The 16,071-nt window shown below is 66.8% G+C and carries 17 protein-coding genes; 12 read left to right on the top strand and 5 right to left on the bottom strand.

The features are described from left to right. The first annotated feature begins 7 nt into the window (after positions 1–7). Entirely contained in the window at positions 8–409 is a 402-nt protein-coding gene (gene metG / locus RIE32_00145; protein MEQ9094652.1) for a methionine--tRNA ligase subunit beta, read from the top strand. 6 nt (positions 410–415) lie between these two features. On the opposite strand, the gene RIE32_00140 is transcribed toward metG, so the two are convergent. The 3 genes from RIE32_00140 to RIE32_00130 all read right to left on the bottom strand — a co-directional run bounded on the left by RIE32_00140 (position 416) and on the right by RIE32_00130 (position 2,449). Beyond that, the gene (locus RIE32_00140; protein MEQ9094651.1) at positions 416–1,318 is read right to left on the bottom strand and encodes a hypothetical protein; all 903 of its coding nucleotides are present in this window, start codon (positions 1,316–1,318) and stop codon (positions 416–418) included. Beyond that, the gene (locus RIE32_00135; protein ID MEQ9094650.1) at positions 1,318–1,782 is read right to left on the bottom strand and encodes a hypothetical protein; all 465 of its coding nucleotides are present in this window, start codon (positions 1,780–1,782) and stop codon (positions 1,318–1,320) included. Before RIE32_00135 ends, RIE32_00140 begins: the two co-directional genes overlap by 1 nt. Before the next feature lie 73 nt (positions 1,783–1,855). Next, positions 1,856–2,449, bottom strand: a complete 594-nt coding sequence (locus tag RIE32_00130) for a sigma-70 family RNA polymerase sigma factor (GenBank protein ID MEQ9094649.1) — start codon at positions 2,447–2,449, stop codon at positions 1,856–1,858. 89 nt (positions 2,450–2,538) lie between these two features. Here RIE32_00130 and RIE32_00125 point away from each other — a divergent pair, with 89 nt between their 5' ends. The 5 genes from RIE32_00125 to rplT all read left to right on the top strand — a co-directional run bounded on the left by RIE32_00125 (position 2,539) and on the right by rplT (position 5,760). Then, positions 2,539–2,889, top strand: coding sequence for a hypothetical protein (locus RIE32_00125; GenBank protein MEQ9094648.1), 351 nt, complete (start codon positions 2,539–2,541; stop codon positions 2,887–2,889). Between the two features lie 115 nt (positions 2,890–3,004). Continuing rightward, entirely contained in the window at positions 3,005–3,652 is a 648-nt protein-coding gene (locus tag RIE32_00120; protein MEQ9094647.1) for a sigma-70 family RNA polymerase sigma factor, read from the top strand. Beyond that, positions 3,649–4,863, top strand: coding sequence for a hypothetical protein (locus tag RIE32_00115; protein MEQ9094646.1), 1,215 nt, complete (start codon positions 3,649–3,651; stop codon positions 4,861–4,863). Before RIE32_00120 ends, RIE32_00115 begins: the two co-directional genes overlap by 4 nt. Positions 4,864–4,956: 93 nt before the next feature. Further along, positions 4,957–5,247 carry a 50S ribosomal protein L35 gene (gene rpmI / locus RIE32_00110; protein MEQ9094645.1) on the top strand — a complete coding sequence of 97 codons (291 nt, stop codon included), beginning with the start codon at positions 4,957–4,959 and terminating at the stop codon, positions 5,245–5,247. A gap of 120 nt (positions 5,248–5,367) precedes the next feature. Next, positions 5,368–5,760, top strand: a complete 393-nt coding sequence (rplT, locus tag RIE32_00105) for a 50S ribosomal protein L20 (protein MEQ9094644.1) — start codon at positions 5,368–5,370, stop codon at positions 5,758–5,760. A 63-nt stretch (positions 5,761–5,823) separates the two neighbouring features. Here the strand turns inward: rplT and RIE32_00100 are convergent, their stop codons facing one another. Beyond that, positions 5,824–6,303 carry a response regulator gene (locus tag RIE32_00100; protein ID MEQ9094643.1) on the bottom strand — a complete coding sequence of 160 codons (480 nt, stop codon included), beginning with the start codon at positions 6,301–6,303 and terminating at the stop codon, positions 5,824–5,826. Between the two features lie 151 nt (positions 6,304–6,454). On the opposite strand from RIE32_00100, the gene dacB reads away from it, so the two are divergent. Beyond that, positions 6,455–8,026: a D-alanyl-D-alanine carboxypeptidase/D-alanyl-D-alanine-endopeptidase gene (gene dacB / locus RIE32_00095; protein ID MEQ9094642.1), complete on the top strand. Its 1,572-nt coding sequence runs from the start codon at positions 6,455–6,457 to the stop codon at positions 8,024–8,026. Between the two features lie 3 nt (positions 8,027–8,029). Here dacB and RIE32_00090 read toward each other — a convergent pair whose 3' ends face one another. Next, the gene (locus RIE32_00090) at positions 8,030–10,081 is read right to left on the bottom strand and encodes a UbiD family decarboxylase (protein MEQ9094641.1); all 2,052 of its coding nucleotides are present in this window, start codon (positions 10,079–10,081) and stop codon (positions 8,030–8,032) included. A 57-nt stretch (positions 10,082–10,138) separates the two neighbouring features. On the opposite strand from RIE32_00090, the gene RIE32_00085 reads away from it, so the two are divergent. The 5 genes from RIE32_00085 to RIE32_00065 all read left to right on the top strand — a co-directional run bounded on the left by RIE32_00085 (position 10,139) and on the right by RIE32_00065 (position 16,063). Beyond that, a complete protein-coding gene (locus RIE32_00085) occupies positions 10,139–10,855 on the top strand; it encodes a class I SAM-dependent methyltransferase (GenBank protein MEQ9094640.1) in 717 nt (238 codons plus the stop codon). Further along, positions 10,852–11,838, top strand: a complete 987-nt coding sequence (locus tag RIE32_00080) for an ABC transporter ATP-binding protein (GenBank protein MEQ9094639.1) — start codon at positions 10,852–10,854, stop codon at positions 11,836–11,838. The genes RIE32_00085 and RIE32_00080 overlap by 4 nt, the downstream gene beginning before the upstream one ends. Then, complete coding sequence (locus RIE32_00075; GenBank protein MEQ9094638.1) at positions 11,835–13,001, top strand: ABC transporter permease; 1,167 nt, start codon at positions 11,835–11,837, stop codon at positions 12,999–13,001. The genes RIE32_00080 and RIE32_00075 overlap by 4 nt, the downstream gene beginning before the upstream one ends. A gap of 49 nt (positions 13,002–13,050) precedes the next feature. Then, a complete protein-coding gene (locus tag RIE32_00070) occupies positions 13,051–14,574 on the top strand; it encodes a GC-type dockerin domain-anchored protein (GenBank protein MEQ9094637.1) in 1,524 nt (507 codons plus the stop codon). Between the two features lie 112 nt (positions 14,575–14,686). Further along, a complete protein-coding gene (locus RIE32_00065; GenBank protein ID MEQ9094636.1) occupies positions 14,687–16,063 on the top strand; it encodes a GC-type dockerin domain-anchored protein in 1,377 nt (458 codons plus the stop codon). Positions 16,064–16,071: the final 8 nt, after the last annotated feature.

Here is a 16,071-nt window from a genome sequence, read left to right as displayed (position 1 = left end):
CCGCAGCATGTCCGAACAAGCCCCGCCCGCCGATGCACCCGCCCAGAGCGAGTCGCCCTTCAAGCCCGAGATCGTGTTCGAGGACTTCGCCCGCGTCGACCTTCGCGTGGCCAAGGTGCTTGAGGCGGTCGATCACCCCAAGGCCGACCGGCTGCTGAAGCTCACCTTGGACGACGGCAGCGGCACGCACCGCCAGATCTGTGCGGGCATCAAGGGCCACTACACGCCCGAGGAGTTGGTTGGTCGCAGCATCGTGATCGTGGCGAACCTCGCGCCTCGGCAGCTGCGCGGCGAGGAAAGCCGCGGTATGCTGCTGGCAGGCAGCGACGCGGCCAAGGGCCAGGAAGAGCGCACGGTCGTGCTCCTGAGCCCGATGGCCGACCTGCCGCCCGGTTCGATCGTCAGTTGACCGCCACTAGCGCGGACCGTTCCGCGGGCCGCCCGGACGGGGGCCACCATCGCGCCGATCTTCGCCGGGCTTCATGGCACGATCCAGCATGGCCTGCACCTCGGCCTCGATACGCTGCGAACGCTCGGCCCGCTCGCGTTCGAGCTTCTCTCGTGCGCCGCGCAGCCGGTCGCCCATCCGATCGAGCCACTTTGCCCGGGCGGTCAGCTGCGCGTCGAATTGGGTGACCACCAGTTCGGTCAAGTCGCGCCGCATCGTGCGCAGCTTCTCGGGCGAGAGCGTGCCGGCCTGCGCTTCGGCTCGTACCTCGCCCAGAAGATCGGCGATTCGGATGCCGTTGCGCAGCCGAGCCAGCGCGGGCTCGAACTCGTCGGAGCCCTGCTCACGCAACTCGATCAGCCTCTCGACCTCGCGACGCAAGCGGAGCACCGCTCGGCGGCTTTCCTCGTTCTCGCCTTCGGCCCGGAGACGCTCGGCCATCTCGGGCGCGTGGCGATCAAAGAAGTCCAGGATCCGGGTACGCCAGAGTTCATAGGCCTCCGGCGGAAGATCCTGCGGGTCGCGTGATTCCTCGCCATCTCGGAACCTGCGCGGCCCGTCGCGGTCGGAGCCCCGTCCCCACTCGCCGAGCACGCCGAGTTCTCCACGCTCGCGCAGCTCCGCGAGAATGGCGGCGGGCGATTCGCCCGCATCCAGCCGACGCTTGATCTCGCGCAGGCGTTCCTGTTGTCGCTCGGCCTGATCGAGCCGTCGCTCCACCAGGGCACTCAATCGGCCCGGGTCGGACTGGCCGCGATCGGCGGGCGGCGCTTCGGGAGGATCGTCCTGCCCAAACGCAAGCGGTACGAGCACGAGCGACGCCAGCAGCGCGGCGCTGACTCCCATGGATGTTCGATGCAGACGTGCCATCAACCGGCCCCCAACTCGCTCTCGAATGACCAGGACTCCACCGTGGGTTCCCACGATTCGTCCAGCGACTCGACGTCTTCGGCCAGCGTTTCGCTCCACGATGCATCGGCGAACAGGTCGGCGTACTCGAGCGCGGCGGACACTTGCTCGTCCAGGGCCACCGTTGTCACCACGCTCGGCTGCTCGCTGGGCGTGGTGGCGGGCGCCATGAGCGTTGCGCCGGCCCAGGCCAGCAAGCCCACGGCCGCCGCGGCCGCGACCGGCGCCATCCATCGCACCGGTCCGATCCGGGCCAGCACGCCCGATCGCCGCGCGCGTCCTTCGCGCAGCGCCACGACCGATGCCTCGAACGTGCGTGCTTCGAGTCCCTCGGGTACATCCGTCGGCAGCGAGCGCAAACGCTCGGCCACGTCGCGGACGTCCTCTGGAATGTGCTCGGATTCGTGCGTGCGTGTCGTTGCCATGAAAGCCCCTCCGATCCACCTGTCTAACGCACCTGTCCGTCGTTTAATGCACTTGCGGGCGTCCGAAAACACCCTACGCCGTCGATTCCGTGGTCTTGGTCGCTTCCAGCACGGCCCGGAGCTTCCGCAGGGCCCGATGGTGCCGCGCCAGCACCGTGCCAAGGGGCTGACCGAGCATCTCGGCGATCTGCTTGAAGCTCATGTCGGCACGGTGGCGCAGCTCGATGACCTGCCGGTCGGCCTCGGGCAGCCCGGCCAGGGCGGCATGCAGTCCATCGGTGTCGTCATGTTCGGCCGGCTGGTGAGCCTCCAGGCCCGCGGCCGCATCGCCCAACTCGTGCGTCGCCCGGCGTTTGCGGGCCCGGGCGTCGTCGCGCAGGCGGTTCATGGCGATGCGGAACAGCCACGCGTCGAATCGGCCCTGCTCCTGATACCCACCTTGCCCGAGCACCCGTGCCACCGTCACGAACACGCTCTGGGTGATCTCCTCAGCCCGCGCCTGGTCGCAGCCCCTGCTGCGGAGCAAGCCGTAGACCCGGCGGGCGTAGGCGTTGACCAACTCGCGCCAGGCATCCTCGTCGCCCACCGCAGCGCGCAGCACGAGCGCACGAGTCTGGGCCTCGCTGTCGGCAGATGCATCGAGAGGTTCTCGGTCGTGGCTGGGCATGCCGGCTTGGTCCCCGCCCGGAGTGAACGCCCAAGGCGCGCTTCCCATTGCAATTCCGACTGCATCGGCCGATGGCTAGCCTCAGCACCATGCTCGCCTTCACCGTCACCGCCACCACCACCGACCCGGCCGAGGCCCAGCGATTCATCGACTGGCTCTCACCAGACCCGGCCAAGGGCACCGCAGGCCACGCTGCCGATGTCGTCAGTTCGGGCGGCCACAGCGCCCAGATCGTACGGATCGACCCCAAGACGCCCGGCGAGCCCATCGTGGTCGACTGCCGCTATCTGTTCGAGTCGGCCGAAGCATTCGCCGCCTACGAGAACGGCCCAGCCGTGCCTCTGCGTGCCGAGGGGCGGGAGCTGTTCCCGCCCGACGGGCCTTTGAAGCTCGTCCGCACCGTTGGCGAGGTGGTGGTGGAGGCCGGCGAGGCCCGATAGCCTCTCCGGGGCGTCCCGGGCTGATCGAATCGCGAACGCCGGGTGGCCGAAGTCCGTAGACACCCGCCAATGCCCGCGCGCCGCCGGGCAGCCCTGTCTATCGCCGGAGCCACACGTGCCAGAACCCGACGAGCGGCTATTCGAGCAGTATCGAGCGGGTGATCTGGAGGCGTTCCGGGAGTTGGTCGATCGTTATCGGAACGACCTGGTCCGGTTCCTCTACCGCCTGACCGGCTCGGCCCACGCCGCCGAGGACGTGTTCCAGGACACCTTCCTCCAGGTGCACACGTCGGCGGCCAGTTTCGACACTTCTCGGAGGTTCAAACCGTGGTTATTCACGATCGCGGCGAACAAGGGGCGTGACTACCTGCGTAAGAAGGGCAGGCGGCCGGCAAGCGAACTGAACGCGCCGATCGCCAGCGACGGCGAAGGGGCCACCTTCATCGACCTGCTCGAGGTCGAGATTCCCCCTCCCGACGCGGGACTGGAGCGGGCGGAACTGGAGCGCCTCGTGCAGGACGCGGTGCAGCGGCTCTCGCCAACGCTCAGGGAGATTCTGCTCTTGGCTTACTTCCAGCGGCTCAGCTACGCCCAGATCGCCGACGACTTGGAGATCCCCCTGGGGACGGTCAAGAGCCGGCTGCACGCGGCCGTGGCGTCGTTCGCCAAGCACTGGAAGGCCGTGATGCACGAGAACAGCCTGACCGAGAAGGGCCATGACCTCAAGCGGACGGGCGGCCAGACGGGGGGAGCGGGACAATGACGCACGAGGACGGCGCACAAGTCAATCCCACGGCAGCCAGCGAGGCTCGAATGGGCGACGCCGATGCCCGGGCCCTCGATCGCTGGATGGATGGCGAGCCCCCCGCCGATGCGCGCGAGCATCAACTTGCGGCGCTGCTGGGCCTGCTCAACGCCGAGAGTGCGATCTCGGCCGATGCGACGCTGACCGATCTGACAATGCTCCGGGTCCTGCGCGCCAGCGGGTCGGGCGTGTCGAGCGAGGCCGAGCCGCAGTCCGAACTGGCGCCCATGGACGCCGAGGCGCTGGACGCCTGGATGCTGGCCGGCGGCGCCGTCGACCGAGTGCCGGTGGCATTGCGGGAGCGGGCCGATCGGCTCCACGCAATGGCAACGCTGGTAAGCCAGGGCCCCGTGCCAGAGTCGTCCCCTGACCTGGTGGATCGCCTGATGACCCGGGTTGCCCAGACGCCGACAACGCGTCAAACCGAAGCTCAGCCCGAGATCGCCGGCCGGATCCGCCTGGCCGATCTGATGTCGATCGCGGCGGTACTGGTGGTGGGCGTGTCGGTCATCTGGCCAATGCTCAGCTCCATGCGGGACGCCCACTATCGCACCGTCAGTTCGGCTCGCATGGCTTCGGTGGGCAACGGCATGGCCGCGTATGCCGGCAGCTACGGCGCCTTGCCGCAGGCTTCGGCCTCGTTGGCGGGCAATCCCTGGTGGGAGGTGGGCCAAAACCCAGACCACTCGAACTCGGCCAACCTGTTCACGCTGGCGCGCGACCGGTTCGTGGAACTCGCCCAGCTGGCCAGCCCGACCAACCCGCAGGCCCCCACGAGCGTGAAGGGTGAGGACGCCACCGACTGGGGCTCGCTGGACGAGGTGTCGTACAGCTACCTGAACATGTTCGGCCGGGGCGGCCGCGACGGCGGGGCCTCGCTGCTAACGCCCCGCAGCGCGGTGCTGGCCGACCGCTCGCCCATCGTGCCCCCCAGCAAGCGCGGGGAGGCCGCCCGGGCAGACGCCAACTCGACCAACTTCGGCGGCCGGGGCCAGCACGTGCTGTTCGGCGACGGCTCGGTAGCGTGGCTGACCAGCCCCGTGCTGGAGAACGGGGACAACATCTGGCTGCCCGGCACGATCGAGCGCGACCTGGCCCGCGACGGGCGGGCGACCCTCCGCGGCCGGGAGACGGCCGACGGGCCCGAGGATGCGTTTCTGGTGCCGTGAGGGCGGGCCACTTGCTTTTCATCCCAAGGCTCAGCGCCTAGCATCCCCGCTCCGATGGCCTCTGGGCCCGGAGCCTGGAAAGGGTTGATTGCCATGCCGAAGACCAAGCCTCACAAGGGCACGCTCAAGCGAATCCGTATCTCCAAGACGGGCAAGGTCCGCCACCGCTCGGCGAACCACAAGCACTTGAGCTCGCACAAGTCGGCCAAGCGCCTGCGCCACCTGCGCAAGGACCCGATCATGGCCAACCCGGACGCCAAGCGTCTGGAGAAGCTGCTGTTCCGCCGCCTGCGCGGCCGCAACCAGCCCAAGAGCACCATGAAGCGGAGCCCCAGCCCCGAGCAGCGTCGCGCCGAGCGCGAGGCCGCCACGAAGGAAAGCTGAGTCCGCCTCTTCCCGGGCATGACGCCCGACCGTGAATTGACAACCGTGTAGGCCCTCGGCCCGGGCCATAAGCCGGCTGGATGACCCAGCCGCCCCTCGCCGAGGCAGGAGATTCTGACCATGCCCCGCGTTCGCATCGGCTCTGCTCGTAACCGTTCCCGCAAGCGTCTTCTCAAGCAGGCCCGCGGCTACTACGGCGCCCGCAAGAACCACCGCTACCTGGCCAAGGACGCGATCATCCGCGGCGGCGCGTTTGCCTACGCCCACCGCCGCCTGCGCAAGCGCGACATGCGCAAGCTCTGGATCACCCGCATCACTGCTGCCTGCAAGATGCGCGGCACGCGGTACAGCGTCGTCATCAGCGGCCTGAAGATGGCCGGCATCTCGCTGAACCGCAAGATGCTCAGCCAGATCGCCATCGAAGACCCCAAGCTGTTTGACTCGCTGGTCGAAACCGCGATCAAGAACACTCGCGCGGGCAACCCGGGCGAGTTCAAGCCCGCGGCGGCCTGAGACGTATCAGATCAACCGACACGCTGACCCCACGCTGCAAGGCGTGGGTTTTTCATTGAATGATCAGTCTTCGCGAAGGAACTTGCGGAGCTGGGCCTGTGCCTTGTTCAGGTCGGTCTGGAGCTTGCGCACGCGGAGCAGCGAGCGGACCCGGGTAAGCAGTTCGAGCTTGTTGACCGGCTTGGTCAGGAAGTCGTCGGCCCCGCAATCAACAGCCCGCTCAACGTCGCCGACCTCCCCCAGGGCCGTAACCATGATGATGGGGATGTCGCGCGTGGTCGGGTTGCCCTTGAGCCGCTCGGTGGCCTGATAGCCGCTCATGCGCGGCATCATGATGTCCATCAGGATGAGATCGGGGGGCTGGGTGGCGACTGCATCCAGGGCGGCCTGGCCGTCGTGGGCGACCTGGACGGTGATGCCCAGGTCGTCCAGGTAGGCCTCGAGCAGTTCGGCGTTCTGGGCGTTGTCATCGACCACGAGCACGGTGCCGGTCAGCGGCTCTTCGGCGCCGGCATGGGCTTGTGGATCTGGCTTGGTGGTCATGTCGCCTCCGGAAGTCTGTGCCACGGCCTATGGGGGTTATCGGTGGGCCCCGCGTGGTCTACGCTGACTTATACGCCCACCGCTCACACCGGGCAGGCCCGCGTGCCGATGGTGGGCAGGAACGGTACACATCAGCGGCACGGAGGCGTGGATGGCATCGGCTGTTGTTCGGCGGGGATGGTCTTGGGACGGCACGGGCGCCTGGGCCCGATCGAGGATTGCGGTGCTGGCCGTGCTCATCGCGGCACTGCCCTCGCTGGCCGATCTCCAGCGAGACCTGGAGCGGGCCATCGCCCAGGCAGGGCTCGATGGCCTTGACGTGGGCGTCAGCGTGGTGGATCTCCGCACGGGGCGGCGGGTGGCCGATATCGACGCGTTCGACCCCTTGATTCCCGCCTCGAACATGAAGCTGCTGACCAGCGCGACGGCCTTGATCACGCTGGGCGATGACTTCATGTTCGAGACCCGGTTTGTGCTGGCCGGCGACACGCTCGTGATCGTGGGCTCGGGCGATCCGGGCCTGGGCGACCCTGCTCTGCTTGCCGACCTGCCCGAGCCGATGGACGTCGAGACGCTGCTGGACTTCATCGCCGACGCGATCGTGCGAGCGGGCCCGACGACGATCCGCGAGATCGTGATCGATGACCGGGTGTTCGACCGGAACACGGTGCACGAAGACTGGCCGCACGATCAGTTGCAGTACTACTACTGCACCGAGGTCGGGGGTCTGAACTTCCACCTGAACATCGCCAACGTGTTCGCCCGGCCGACCTCGCTGAACCAGCCAGCCCGCATCGTGCTGGAACCCGACGCAAGTAGCATCGAGATCGAGAATACGACGCAGACGGCGGCCACACGCACACCGTCGGGCCGTCCGCACCCCAGCAGCATCTCCATCCACCGTTCCGAGCAGGGCAACCGGTGGCGCATTTCGGGCGAGGTTTCACGCTCCGTCGGCGCCCCCACCGCGCTGCGTGACACTGCCATTGTGTTTGGCGAGTTGCTGGCCGAGCGGCTCGAGAGCCGCGGGGTCGAGATCGGCGCGGCGCACGCCCTGCCTGCCGAGGCCGTACGTCGCACCGGCATGGACGAAACACATCAGGGCACGACGGTGCTGGTCATCAAGACGCCCATGCCCGAGGTGTTGCGACGCTGCAACACCGATAGCTACAACATGCACGCCGAAGCACTCTTCAAGCGCGTTGGCCACGAAGTCGCCAACCAGCCCGGAAGTTGGGTGCTGGGCGCCGCGGCGATGCGGTCCACGCTGACCGATGCACTCGGCCCCTCGTCGCTCGATGGGCTGCGTGTTTCCGATGGCAGCGGCATGAGCCGGCAGAACCAGGTGTCGCCGGCCACGCTGACGGCCCTGCTGGCCCATATGCACGTCCTCGGCGACGAATCGGCCCGGCAGTTGTTCCGGGATTCGCTGGCCCGTTCGGGCGAGGGCACGCTGCGGCGTGGCTTCATCGAGACGCGCGACCTGCGCCACGACGTCCTGGCCAAGACGGGGTACCTGAATCACGTGCGAACAATCTCGGGCTATATCGTGCCCAAGGGCGGCAGCGAGCCGATCGCGGCGTTTTCGATCCTGATGAATGGCTTTCGCTCCAACGATAGCCTGCGCAGCCGCGAACTTCGCAACGAGATGGTCAGGCTGATCGATCGCGAGGTCGCCCGAATGCGCTCGGGCGCGGTCGTGGTCGAGCCCGGGACGCCTTGACGATCAGCCCGGGCCAACAACGGTCTTGACGTCCTCGAACGAACTCGAAAAGTCTGCCGTGCGTTGCGTCGCGTCGACACCTTCGCGTATGACCGGCGGCCACGCGCGAACGGCCTGGCCCCGGAGCGTACCGGTAGTCTTTGCCGTGGCATCCCAGGCCCGCACCCGGGCACCACCGCTGACGGGGAGGGCGTCGCGGCCAGGGTCGCAGTTTGCCAGGAAGTGGAACATCGCCTCGTCGGTCTGGTGGACGTTGACGCCCTCACCGAGGAAGACCACGTATGGCACGGCACTGCCGATGGCTTCACAAACGCGGCGCCAGAGATCTTCGACCGCCTCGCCTCGTGCGGCCGTCGCGATGAACAGCCAGCCGGGCACGGGCATGGCGGCGCCCTCGACGCCCGAAACGATGCGTTGCGGATCGGGCAGCGTACGAATCGGCGGGTCGGCTTCCAGGCGATCACCTGGCATCTTCCGCGTGCAATCGAAGCCGATCTTCGTGCCGGCTCCCAGTGCCGGGGCGGCGTGGTCGAGGATGTCCAGCGGCCCCCGGGCGAGCACGACGTCGGCGATCGGATCGCAGCGTTCGGCGGCGAGCCTGAGGACGGCCTGAGCATCGTGCACGTCGGCATCGTCATCAACGATGAACAGGCACTTGGTCCATGCCATCTGCCCCGCGCCCCAGATGCTGGCCATCACGCGGCGGCCCTGCATGGCATAAGCCTTCTTGATCTTGATCATGGCGCAGTTGTGGAACGCGCCGAACAGCGGCAGGTCGTAGTCCTCGATGTCATGGACGATGGTCTTCAGCAGAGGCAGGAACAGGCGCTCGGTGGCCTTGCCAAGGAAATAGTCCTCCTGCGGCGGCAGGCCCACGACCGTGGTCGGATAGATCGCGTTCTTGCGGTGCGTCAGCGCCGTGACCTTCACGATGGGGTAGCGATCGGGCATGCTGTAGAACCCCGTGTGGTCGCCAAAGGGACCCTCGAAGACGGCGCCCGGACCGAGCGGCTCGTCGGTCTCGCGCGGGTCCCAGCCTGGATAGCCCGCCTCGGTGCTCACCTCGCCCTCGATCACGAACTCCGCATCTGCTGGCACCCACAGCGGTACGGTCTTGCCACGGCACATGCGGATGCCCTTGCCGTTGAGGAAGCCGGCCATGAGCAACTCGCTGATGCCCGGGGGCAGCGGCGCGGTGGCGGCATAGGGCAGCACGCTCGGCCCACCAAGCGCGATCGCCACCGGCATCGGCTTGCCCAGCTTCTTCCAACTCCGCCAGTGGCTCGCCCCGTCGTGGTGCAGGTGCCAGTGCATGGCCACGCGGTCCTTGCCCAGCAGTTGCACGCGGTACATGCCGATGTTGTGGCTCGCGGGTCGCTTGTCGTCGACGTCGTCGGCGTGGATGGTGTGGATGCCCGCCAGCGTGATGTAGCGTCCGCGATACTTGGCGTTCCAATCCTCTTCGGAAATGTCTGGATGGCCAAGGTCCGCGATGCCGTCGTTGATGCCGGCCGGATAGCCCACGGCCTCGAATTGGCCGTCCAAGGGCCAGCATCGCAGGATCGGCAGCCGCGTCAGGTCGATATCGCTCCCCGTGCGCACGACTTCCTGCACCAGGCCAGCTTTTTTCATCCTTCGGGGTGGGATCTTGAGCAGCGGCGCGAACTGCTTGGCCTTCGCAACGACCTCGCCCAATGACCGCGGCGGTTGCGGTTTAGTGAGTTCGCCGATCAGTGTCGCGATGTCTTCCAGGCCATGGACGCTCGCGTGGTGGCCCAGGGCCATCTCCATCCTGCGATAGCTCCCGAACGCATTGATCAGGACCGGAAAGTCGCTGCCCTGGACGCTTGAGAAGAGCAAGGCTGGCCCGCCGCGATCATGGAAGCGCGGATCGTTTCGCTGGGTGGCGGCGGCGCACGGGCCGGGGGCGGCCGCCTTGCTGGCAAGGCTGGCCAGGCCCGCGAGTTCTTCCACCGGCGAGATCGGCCGACTGATCTCCAGAAGTTCCCCCGATTCGCGGAGGGCATCAACGAAACTGCGGAGGTCGCCGTACATACCCTCAACCCTATGTCGACCGAGCCTCCCACTCGCCGGGTTGACGGGGAGCCCCGCGTGCGCCATCCGTGGGACGAACTTTCTCGCATGGACGGTCCGCCGTCGGCCTTCGCCTGCGCCCACACCCGAGACTGGCCGGGCTACTTCAAGGCCGTTGCGGGCAAGGAACCCCGCGAGACGCTGCTGAAGGCCCTCGAGCTCTTCGAGGCCCCGGGCTTCGCCATCGATCTTGGCTGTGGCGAGGGGCGCGACACCGTCGAACTGCTGGACCGAGGCTGGCGGGTGCTGGCGATCGACGGTCACGAAATGGCCGTCGACCTGACGCACCATCACCCGCGCCTGCCAGCCGGGGCACGCGAGCGGCTGGAGATCCGCCACGCCGAGATGGAAGTTGTCGACCTCCCCGCGTGCGACCTGCTGAACGCCAGCTTCAGCTTGCCCTTCTGCCGGCCAGAAAAGTTCGACGAACTCTGGGGCCGCATCCATGCGGCGATCCGGCCCGGCGGGGTGTTCGCGGGCCAGCTGTTCGGCGATAAGGACACCTGGGCGACGTTGCCCGATCGGAGCCACCAGACGCGTCGACGGGTGGGCGAGTTGTTCCGCGGTCGCTACAAGCTCGAGCACTTTGAAGAGGTCGAGCGCGATGGCCAGGATGCCCGGGGCAACTCCAAGCACTGGCACGTGTTCCACGTGGTTGCACGCCGATGCCCCAATGCCGCTGCAAACCCGGGCGGCGAACACCCAACAACGACGCCCGGGGGGAGTTGCCCATGAGCGAAGCCGTCGTCTCGGTCCGCGACATCCAGAAGCGCTATGGGGGCCTGGGCAGGAAGGTGCATGCCCTGCGCGGCGTCTCGATGGACGTGCCCAAGGGCTCGATCTTCGGCCTGTTGGGGCCCAACGGCGCCGGCAAGAGCACGCTGGTCAAGATCCTCATCACCGCCGTCAAGCGGAGCGGTGGAGAGGGAACGCTGCTGGGCAAGCCCATTGGCCGAAAGGACGTGCTCGCTCGCGTGGGCTACCTCCCCGAGCACCACAACATGCCCAAGCACCTGACCGGGCGACAGGTCATCGAGTTCTTCGGCGCCATGACCAGGATGCCGCGCGCCGACCGCAAGCGACGGGCCAACGAACTGCTTGAACTGGTCCGCATGAGCGACTGGCACAACAAGAAGGTCGGCGGCTATTCCAAGGGCATGCGTCAGCGGATCGGCATCGCCCAGGCCCTGGTGGCCGATCCGGACCTGGTGATCCTCGATGAGCCGACCGACGGCGTTGACCCGGTGGGCCGGCGCGACATCAGGCTGGTGCTTCAGCAGATGCGCGACGAGGGCCGCACGGTCTTCATCAACAGCCACCTGCTGGGCGAACTCGAAATGGTGTGCGACACCGTGGCGATCATGCACAAGGGCGAGGTCGTCTCGATGGGATCGATCGACAGCCTGACCGAGGGCATGCTGCGCTACGAGATCGAGGTTGACAAGACTGAACCCATGTCGCTCGTGCGCAGCGTCCTCAACGAGAAGGGCACGCTTCCGTCGGGCGAGTCCGTTGAGGCGAACGCGAATCGACTGTGGATTGGTACGACCGACGCGGCCGCCATCCAGCCCGTGCTCGACGCCATCCGGACCAAGGGCGGCATCATCAAGGAAGTACGCACGCATCGGCCCTCGCTGGAGGACTTGTTCATGCAGGCCGTCGCCGACGACGACAGCCCGGGCGCGGCCCAGCAGGCCAGGGGGGGGAGCCGATCATGATGACCCAGACGATGGCACTGCTCGTCGATGCGTACCGCGAGTTGTGCGCCAAGAAGCTGTTCTGGATCACCATGATCCTGAGCGTGCTGGTCGTGGCCGCGTTCGCCATGGTGGGCATCAACGAGAAGGGACTCACGTTCCTGTGGTTCCAGATTCCCGCCGACGCCTTCGGCGTGCCGCTGACCAGCGAGACGCTGCCGCCGGGCCTGCTGTATCTTACGATGTTCTCGAGCCTGGCCGTCCCGTATTGGCTGAGTTGGATCGCCATCATCCTCGGGTTAGTCTCGACGGCAGGGATGATTCCAGACCTCATCCAGAGCGGCACCATCGAGGCGGTTCTCAGCCGCCCGATCGGACGCATCCGCCTGCTCCTGACCAAGTTTGCCGGCGGACTGCTGTTCATGACGCTGCAAGTCGGCGTGTTCAGCCTCCTGGCGTTCCTGGTCATCGGCATCCGCGGCGGGGCATGGGCGTTCGAAGTCTTCCTGGCCGTACCGATCGTGGTGCTGATGTTCAGCTACCTCTTCGCGATATGCGTGTTGCTGGGCATGATCACGCGATCAACGATTGCGGCATTGCTGTTGACGGTGCTGATCTGGATGGTGATCTTCATCGTGAACATGGGCGACGCCATCGCCGTGAGCATCCACGAGAACATCAGAGCCCAGGAACGCGTCCAGGTCGCCCGCGTCGAGCGAATGGAGCGAAACGCAACGCAGGTGTTGCTCGAAGAGCGCAACGCCGAGCGGACCGACCAGGGGCTTGAGCCCCTCGCAGCGCTCGACCCGCCGCCGACCGCCGACGAACTCGAAGGCAAGGACATCCGGCTCGCATCGAACAAGCTCGAGCTCGAAGAGTTGCGGTCGGGCGAGAAGCTCGCCAGCCGCTGGCGCCAGGGCATCTACGCCGCCAAGACGCTGCTGCCCAAAACGCAGGAGACCATCAACCTGCTCGAACGCTGGACGGTCGACCGGGAAGCTTTGCGGGAGATCGGCGGCGACGTCCCGGAAGATGAAGAGCTGCGCGCACGGGAAGAGGGCCAGCAGGCCACCGCCGATGAGTTGGGCAACCGACCGCTCTGGTGGATTCTCGGCACGAGCCTGCTCTTCGAGGCAATCGTGCTCGGGATCGCGGCCTTCATCTTCAAACGCCGGGACTTTTAAGAGTCTGCAAAGACCTCGCGAGCAGCCGCCATTGCCGATACGCTGGCCGATGCACAAGCCAATTGCACTGTGTGCACTCTTCGCTGCGTCTTCCCTGGCCCACGCCCAGCTGCGCGTTGGCATCTGGAATATCACCCACTACGACGGCGAGCCCGAGTTGGACGGCGTTTTCCGTACGGCCCTTTTCGACGAATTCGACGGCCGCAGCTTCCGGCCCGACGTGTTGCTGATCCAGGAAATCAACGCGGCAGCGGCGACGCGGCATTTCCTGGACGTGCTCAACAGCGACCCTCGCGGTGGGCAGGACTGGGCGCGGGCGGCGTTCTTCGATGGGCCGCGCATCACCGACACGGCCCTCTACTACCGAACGAGCAAGATCCGCAGCGCCACGGGCATCATCGCCTCGGCGGCCAAGGCGTCGCCCGGACACCCGCGGCACCTTGCCCGGTACACGCTCGAACTCGAGGGCTACTCCGACGCCACGACGCACCTGGTGGTGTATAACACGCACATGCAGGCGGGCAGCACCGCACTGGACGAGCAGCGGCGCCTTGACGAGGGCATCGAGTTTCGCGAGGATGCCCAATCGTTGCCCGAGGGCACGCACTTCCTCATCGGCGGGGATCTGAACGTCAAGCGGTCGACCGAGCCGGTGTACATCGAGATCACAGAGGACCGCGCGAACAATCATGGCCGCGTGTTCGATCCCATCGCCACGCCGGGAGAGTGGGTGAACAACCCGGCGTTCGTGTTCGTGCACACCCAGGACCCGTTCACGCAGATGGACGACCGGATGGACCAGATCCTGGTCTGCGACGACCTGATCGACGGCCAGGGGCTGGACTATCTGGGCGATTGGACCACACCCTTCAGCACGAGGACCTTTGACGACCCGAACCACAGCTACCGCACCTGGGGCAACGACGGCACCAGCTTCAACCAGATCATCCGACGGCGGGGCAACCGCATGGTCGGCGAGGCCATCGCCAGCGCCCTGTTCGACTCGTGCGGCGGCGAGAGCGGCCATCTTCCCGTGTACTGCGATCTCCTGCTGCCCGCAAGCGTAACCAGCGCACCGCGATTGAACTTCGGGCGGGTCGCCATCGGCACGGAACTTCAAGTTTCGCTGACCGTCTCGCACGCCGGCGACGTTGATCGCTGGCAGCGCAACGACACGATCGCCGCGCCGCCCGGTGGACTCCAGCCGCTGCGTTACACACTCGTGGGCGATGGCCCTATTGGCGTGCCGGCGGGCGAATTCACCGAGGATGCCGGCGGCGCGGGCAACGGCCACGCGATCTCGATCGACACATCCTCCATTGGCCGTTTCGAAGCGACGGTCCGCATCGAGAGCAACGACCCCGATGAGCCCGTTCGGTCGGTACGCGTGGTGGGCGAGATCGTGGCATGTGCGGCCGACCTCGATGGCGACGGCGGGCTGACCGTGTTCGACTTGCTGGCCTTCCAGAACTTATTCGACGCAGGCGATCTGGCCGCGGATTTCGACGGCGACGGTGAACTGACGCTCTTCGACTTCCTCGCGTTCCAGAGCGCGTTCAACGCTGGCTGCTAATGCTGAAATTATCGGTCGCATCAAAGGCGATGGGCCCTCGCGCGGATGTTCTACTGTAGAACTATGTGCAGGGCCCACGCGACCGTTCGTGGGAAGCTCGGGGAGGTCAGCCATGCGAGGATGTACCGGAAGCCGTTGCTGTGTCATCGGGGTGATCGTGGCTTTGTGCCTGTCGGCGCCGGTACTGGCGCAGTTCGAAGAAGTCGCTGCACTGCGGCCGGGAGACCTCGAAGAATCCGACGAATTCGGATCCGCTGTCGCGCTCCTGGACGATCGATTGCTCATCAGCGCCCCGGGCGCCGATGGCACGCCGGGATCGGGCGACAGGCAGGGCGCGGCGTACCTGTTCGACGTCGCGACGCGAACGCTCGTGGCCAGACTCGCCGATGCAGGCTTCGGCCTGTTCGAGGATTACGGAGCGTCGGTCGCGCTCGGACCGACGGTGGCGATCGTCGGCGCTCCGAACGGTGACCTCGGCGGCTCCGATGGGCTGATCTTCATCTACGACGCGCGGGACGGCACGCTACAGGATTTGTATCGTGTCGGTGGCCTGGACGCGACCGATGACTTCGGCGGCGCTGTCGCCATCGACGGCGAGGTTGCCGTTGTCGGCGCGATCCGCGCCGATGGCGTACAAACCAACTCGGGTGCGGCGTTCTTGATCGACCTGACCGACCCGACGGATCCGCAGGAACTGTCCCAACTGGATCCGGCCGATGGCCGATTCTCCGATGAGATCGGTACCGCCGTCGCCATCGACGGGAATCTGGTGCTCGTCGGCGCTCCCCGAAAAGGGGTCGCCGGGGCCGCATACCTCTTCGACATCACCGATCCCGCGGCACCGATCGAACTCGTGAAGATGACCCCTCCGGGCACTGGCAGCGGTGGCCTGTTTGGCGCCGCTCTTGCCATCGCAGGCGACCTTGCGGTCGTCGGATCGCCAACTCGGAACGTGGGCGACATCGTCAGCGCCGGCGCTGCATTCCTGTATGACATCAGCGATTCCGCGAACCCGGTCCAGATTGCCGAACTGGTGGATCCAGCCGGCCAGGAGTTTGATCGCTTCGGCGGCGCAGTGGCCATCAATGGCGAGATCGTGGTCGTCGGCGTCGATACGACCTTCAACGACGCGGGCAGGGTGCTCGCCTTCGATGCCCAATCCGGGGCGCTGATCGGCGAGGCCGCGCCCGACATGCCGGTGAGCGACGCCCTCTATGGCGGGGCGGTTGCCCTCGATGGTGATCGCCTTATCGTCGGCGCCAGCGGCGATGACTCGCGCGCCACCGATGCCGGCGCGGCGTACCTGTTCGCCTTCACAAGCGCATGCAGGGCCGACCTCGACGGCGACGGCTCGCTGACGATCTTCGACTTCCTCCAGTTCCAGAACCTCTTCAGCCTGGGCGACCCGACCGCCGACTTCGATAACGACGGCAACCTGACGCTGTTTGACTTCCTCGCGTTCCAGAACGAGTTCGCCGCCGGCTGCTGAGGCCGGGA

It is taken from the genome of Phycisphaerales bacterium, from assembly GCA_040221175.1.
In the GTDB taxonomy this organism is placed as follows: domain Bacteria; phylum Planctomycetota; class Phycisphaerae; order Phycisphaerales; family UBA1924; genus JAHCJI01.
Note: the sequence above shows the minus strand (reverse complement) of the source record. Positions and strands in the feature narration are given on the sequence as shown.

Coding starts and splice junctions, on each gene's coding strand:
- RIE32_00080 (MEQ9094639.1), top strand. CDS start 10,852: ATGAGCGAAGCCGTCGTCTCGGTCCGCGACATCCAGAAGCGCTATGGG.
- metG (MEQ9094652.1), top strand. CDS start 8: ATGTCCGAACAAGCCCCGCCCGCCGATGCACCCGCCCAGAGCGAGTCG.
- RIE32_00070 (MEQ9094637.1), top strand. CDS start 13,051: ATGCACAAGCCAATTGCACTGTGTGCACTCTTCGCTGCGTCTTCCCTG.
- RIE32_00140 (MEQ9094651.1), bottom strand. CDS start 1,318: ATGGCACGTCTGCATCGAACATCCATGGGAGTCAGCGCCGCGCTGCTG.
- rpmI (MEQ9094645.1), top strand. CDS start 4,957: ATGCCGAAGACCAAGCCTCACAAGGGCACGCTCAAGCGAATCCGTATC.
- rplT (MEQ9094644.1), top strand. CDS start 5,368: ATGCCCCGCGTTCGCATCGGCTCTGCTCGTAACCGTTCCCGCAAGCGT.
- RIE32_00100 (MEQ9094643.1), bottom strand. CDS start 6,303: ATGACCACCAAGCCAGATCCACAAGCCCATGCCGGCGCCGAAGAGCCG.
- dacB (MEQ9094642.1), top strand. CDS start 6,455: ATGGCATCGGCTGTTGTTCGGCGGGGATGGTCTTGGGACGGCACGGGC.
- RIE32_00115 (MEQ9094646.1), top strand. CDS start 3,649: ATGACGCACGAGGACGGCGCACAAGTCAATCCCACGGCAGCCAGCGAG.
- RIE32_00135 (MEQ9094650.1), bottom strand. CDS start 1,782: ATGGCAACGACACGCACGCACGAATCCGAGCACATTCCAGAGGACGTC.
- RIE32_00075 (MEQ9094638.1), top strand. CDS start 11,835: ATGATGACCCAGACGATGGCACTGCTCGTCGATGCGTACCGCGAGTTG.
- RIE32_00130 (MEQ9094649.1), bottom strand. CDS start 2,449: ATGCCCAGCCACGACCGAGAACCTCTCGATGCATCTGCCGACAGCGAG.
- RIE32_00065 (MEQ9094636.1), top strand. CDS start 14,687: ATGCGAGGATGTACCGGAAGCCGTTGCTGTGTCATCGGGGTGATCGTG.
- RIE32_00125 (MEQ9094648.1), top strand. CDS start 2,539: ATGCTCGCCTTCACCGTCACCGCCACCACCACCGACCCGGCCGAGGCC.
- RIE32_00090 (MEQ9094641.1), bottom strand. CDS start 10,081: ATGTACGGCGACCTCCGCAGTTTCGTTGATGCCCTCCGCGAATCGGGG.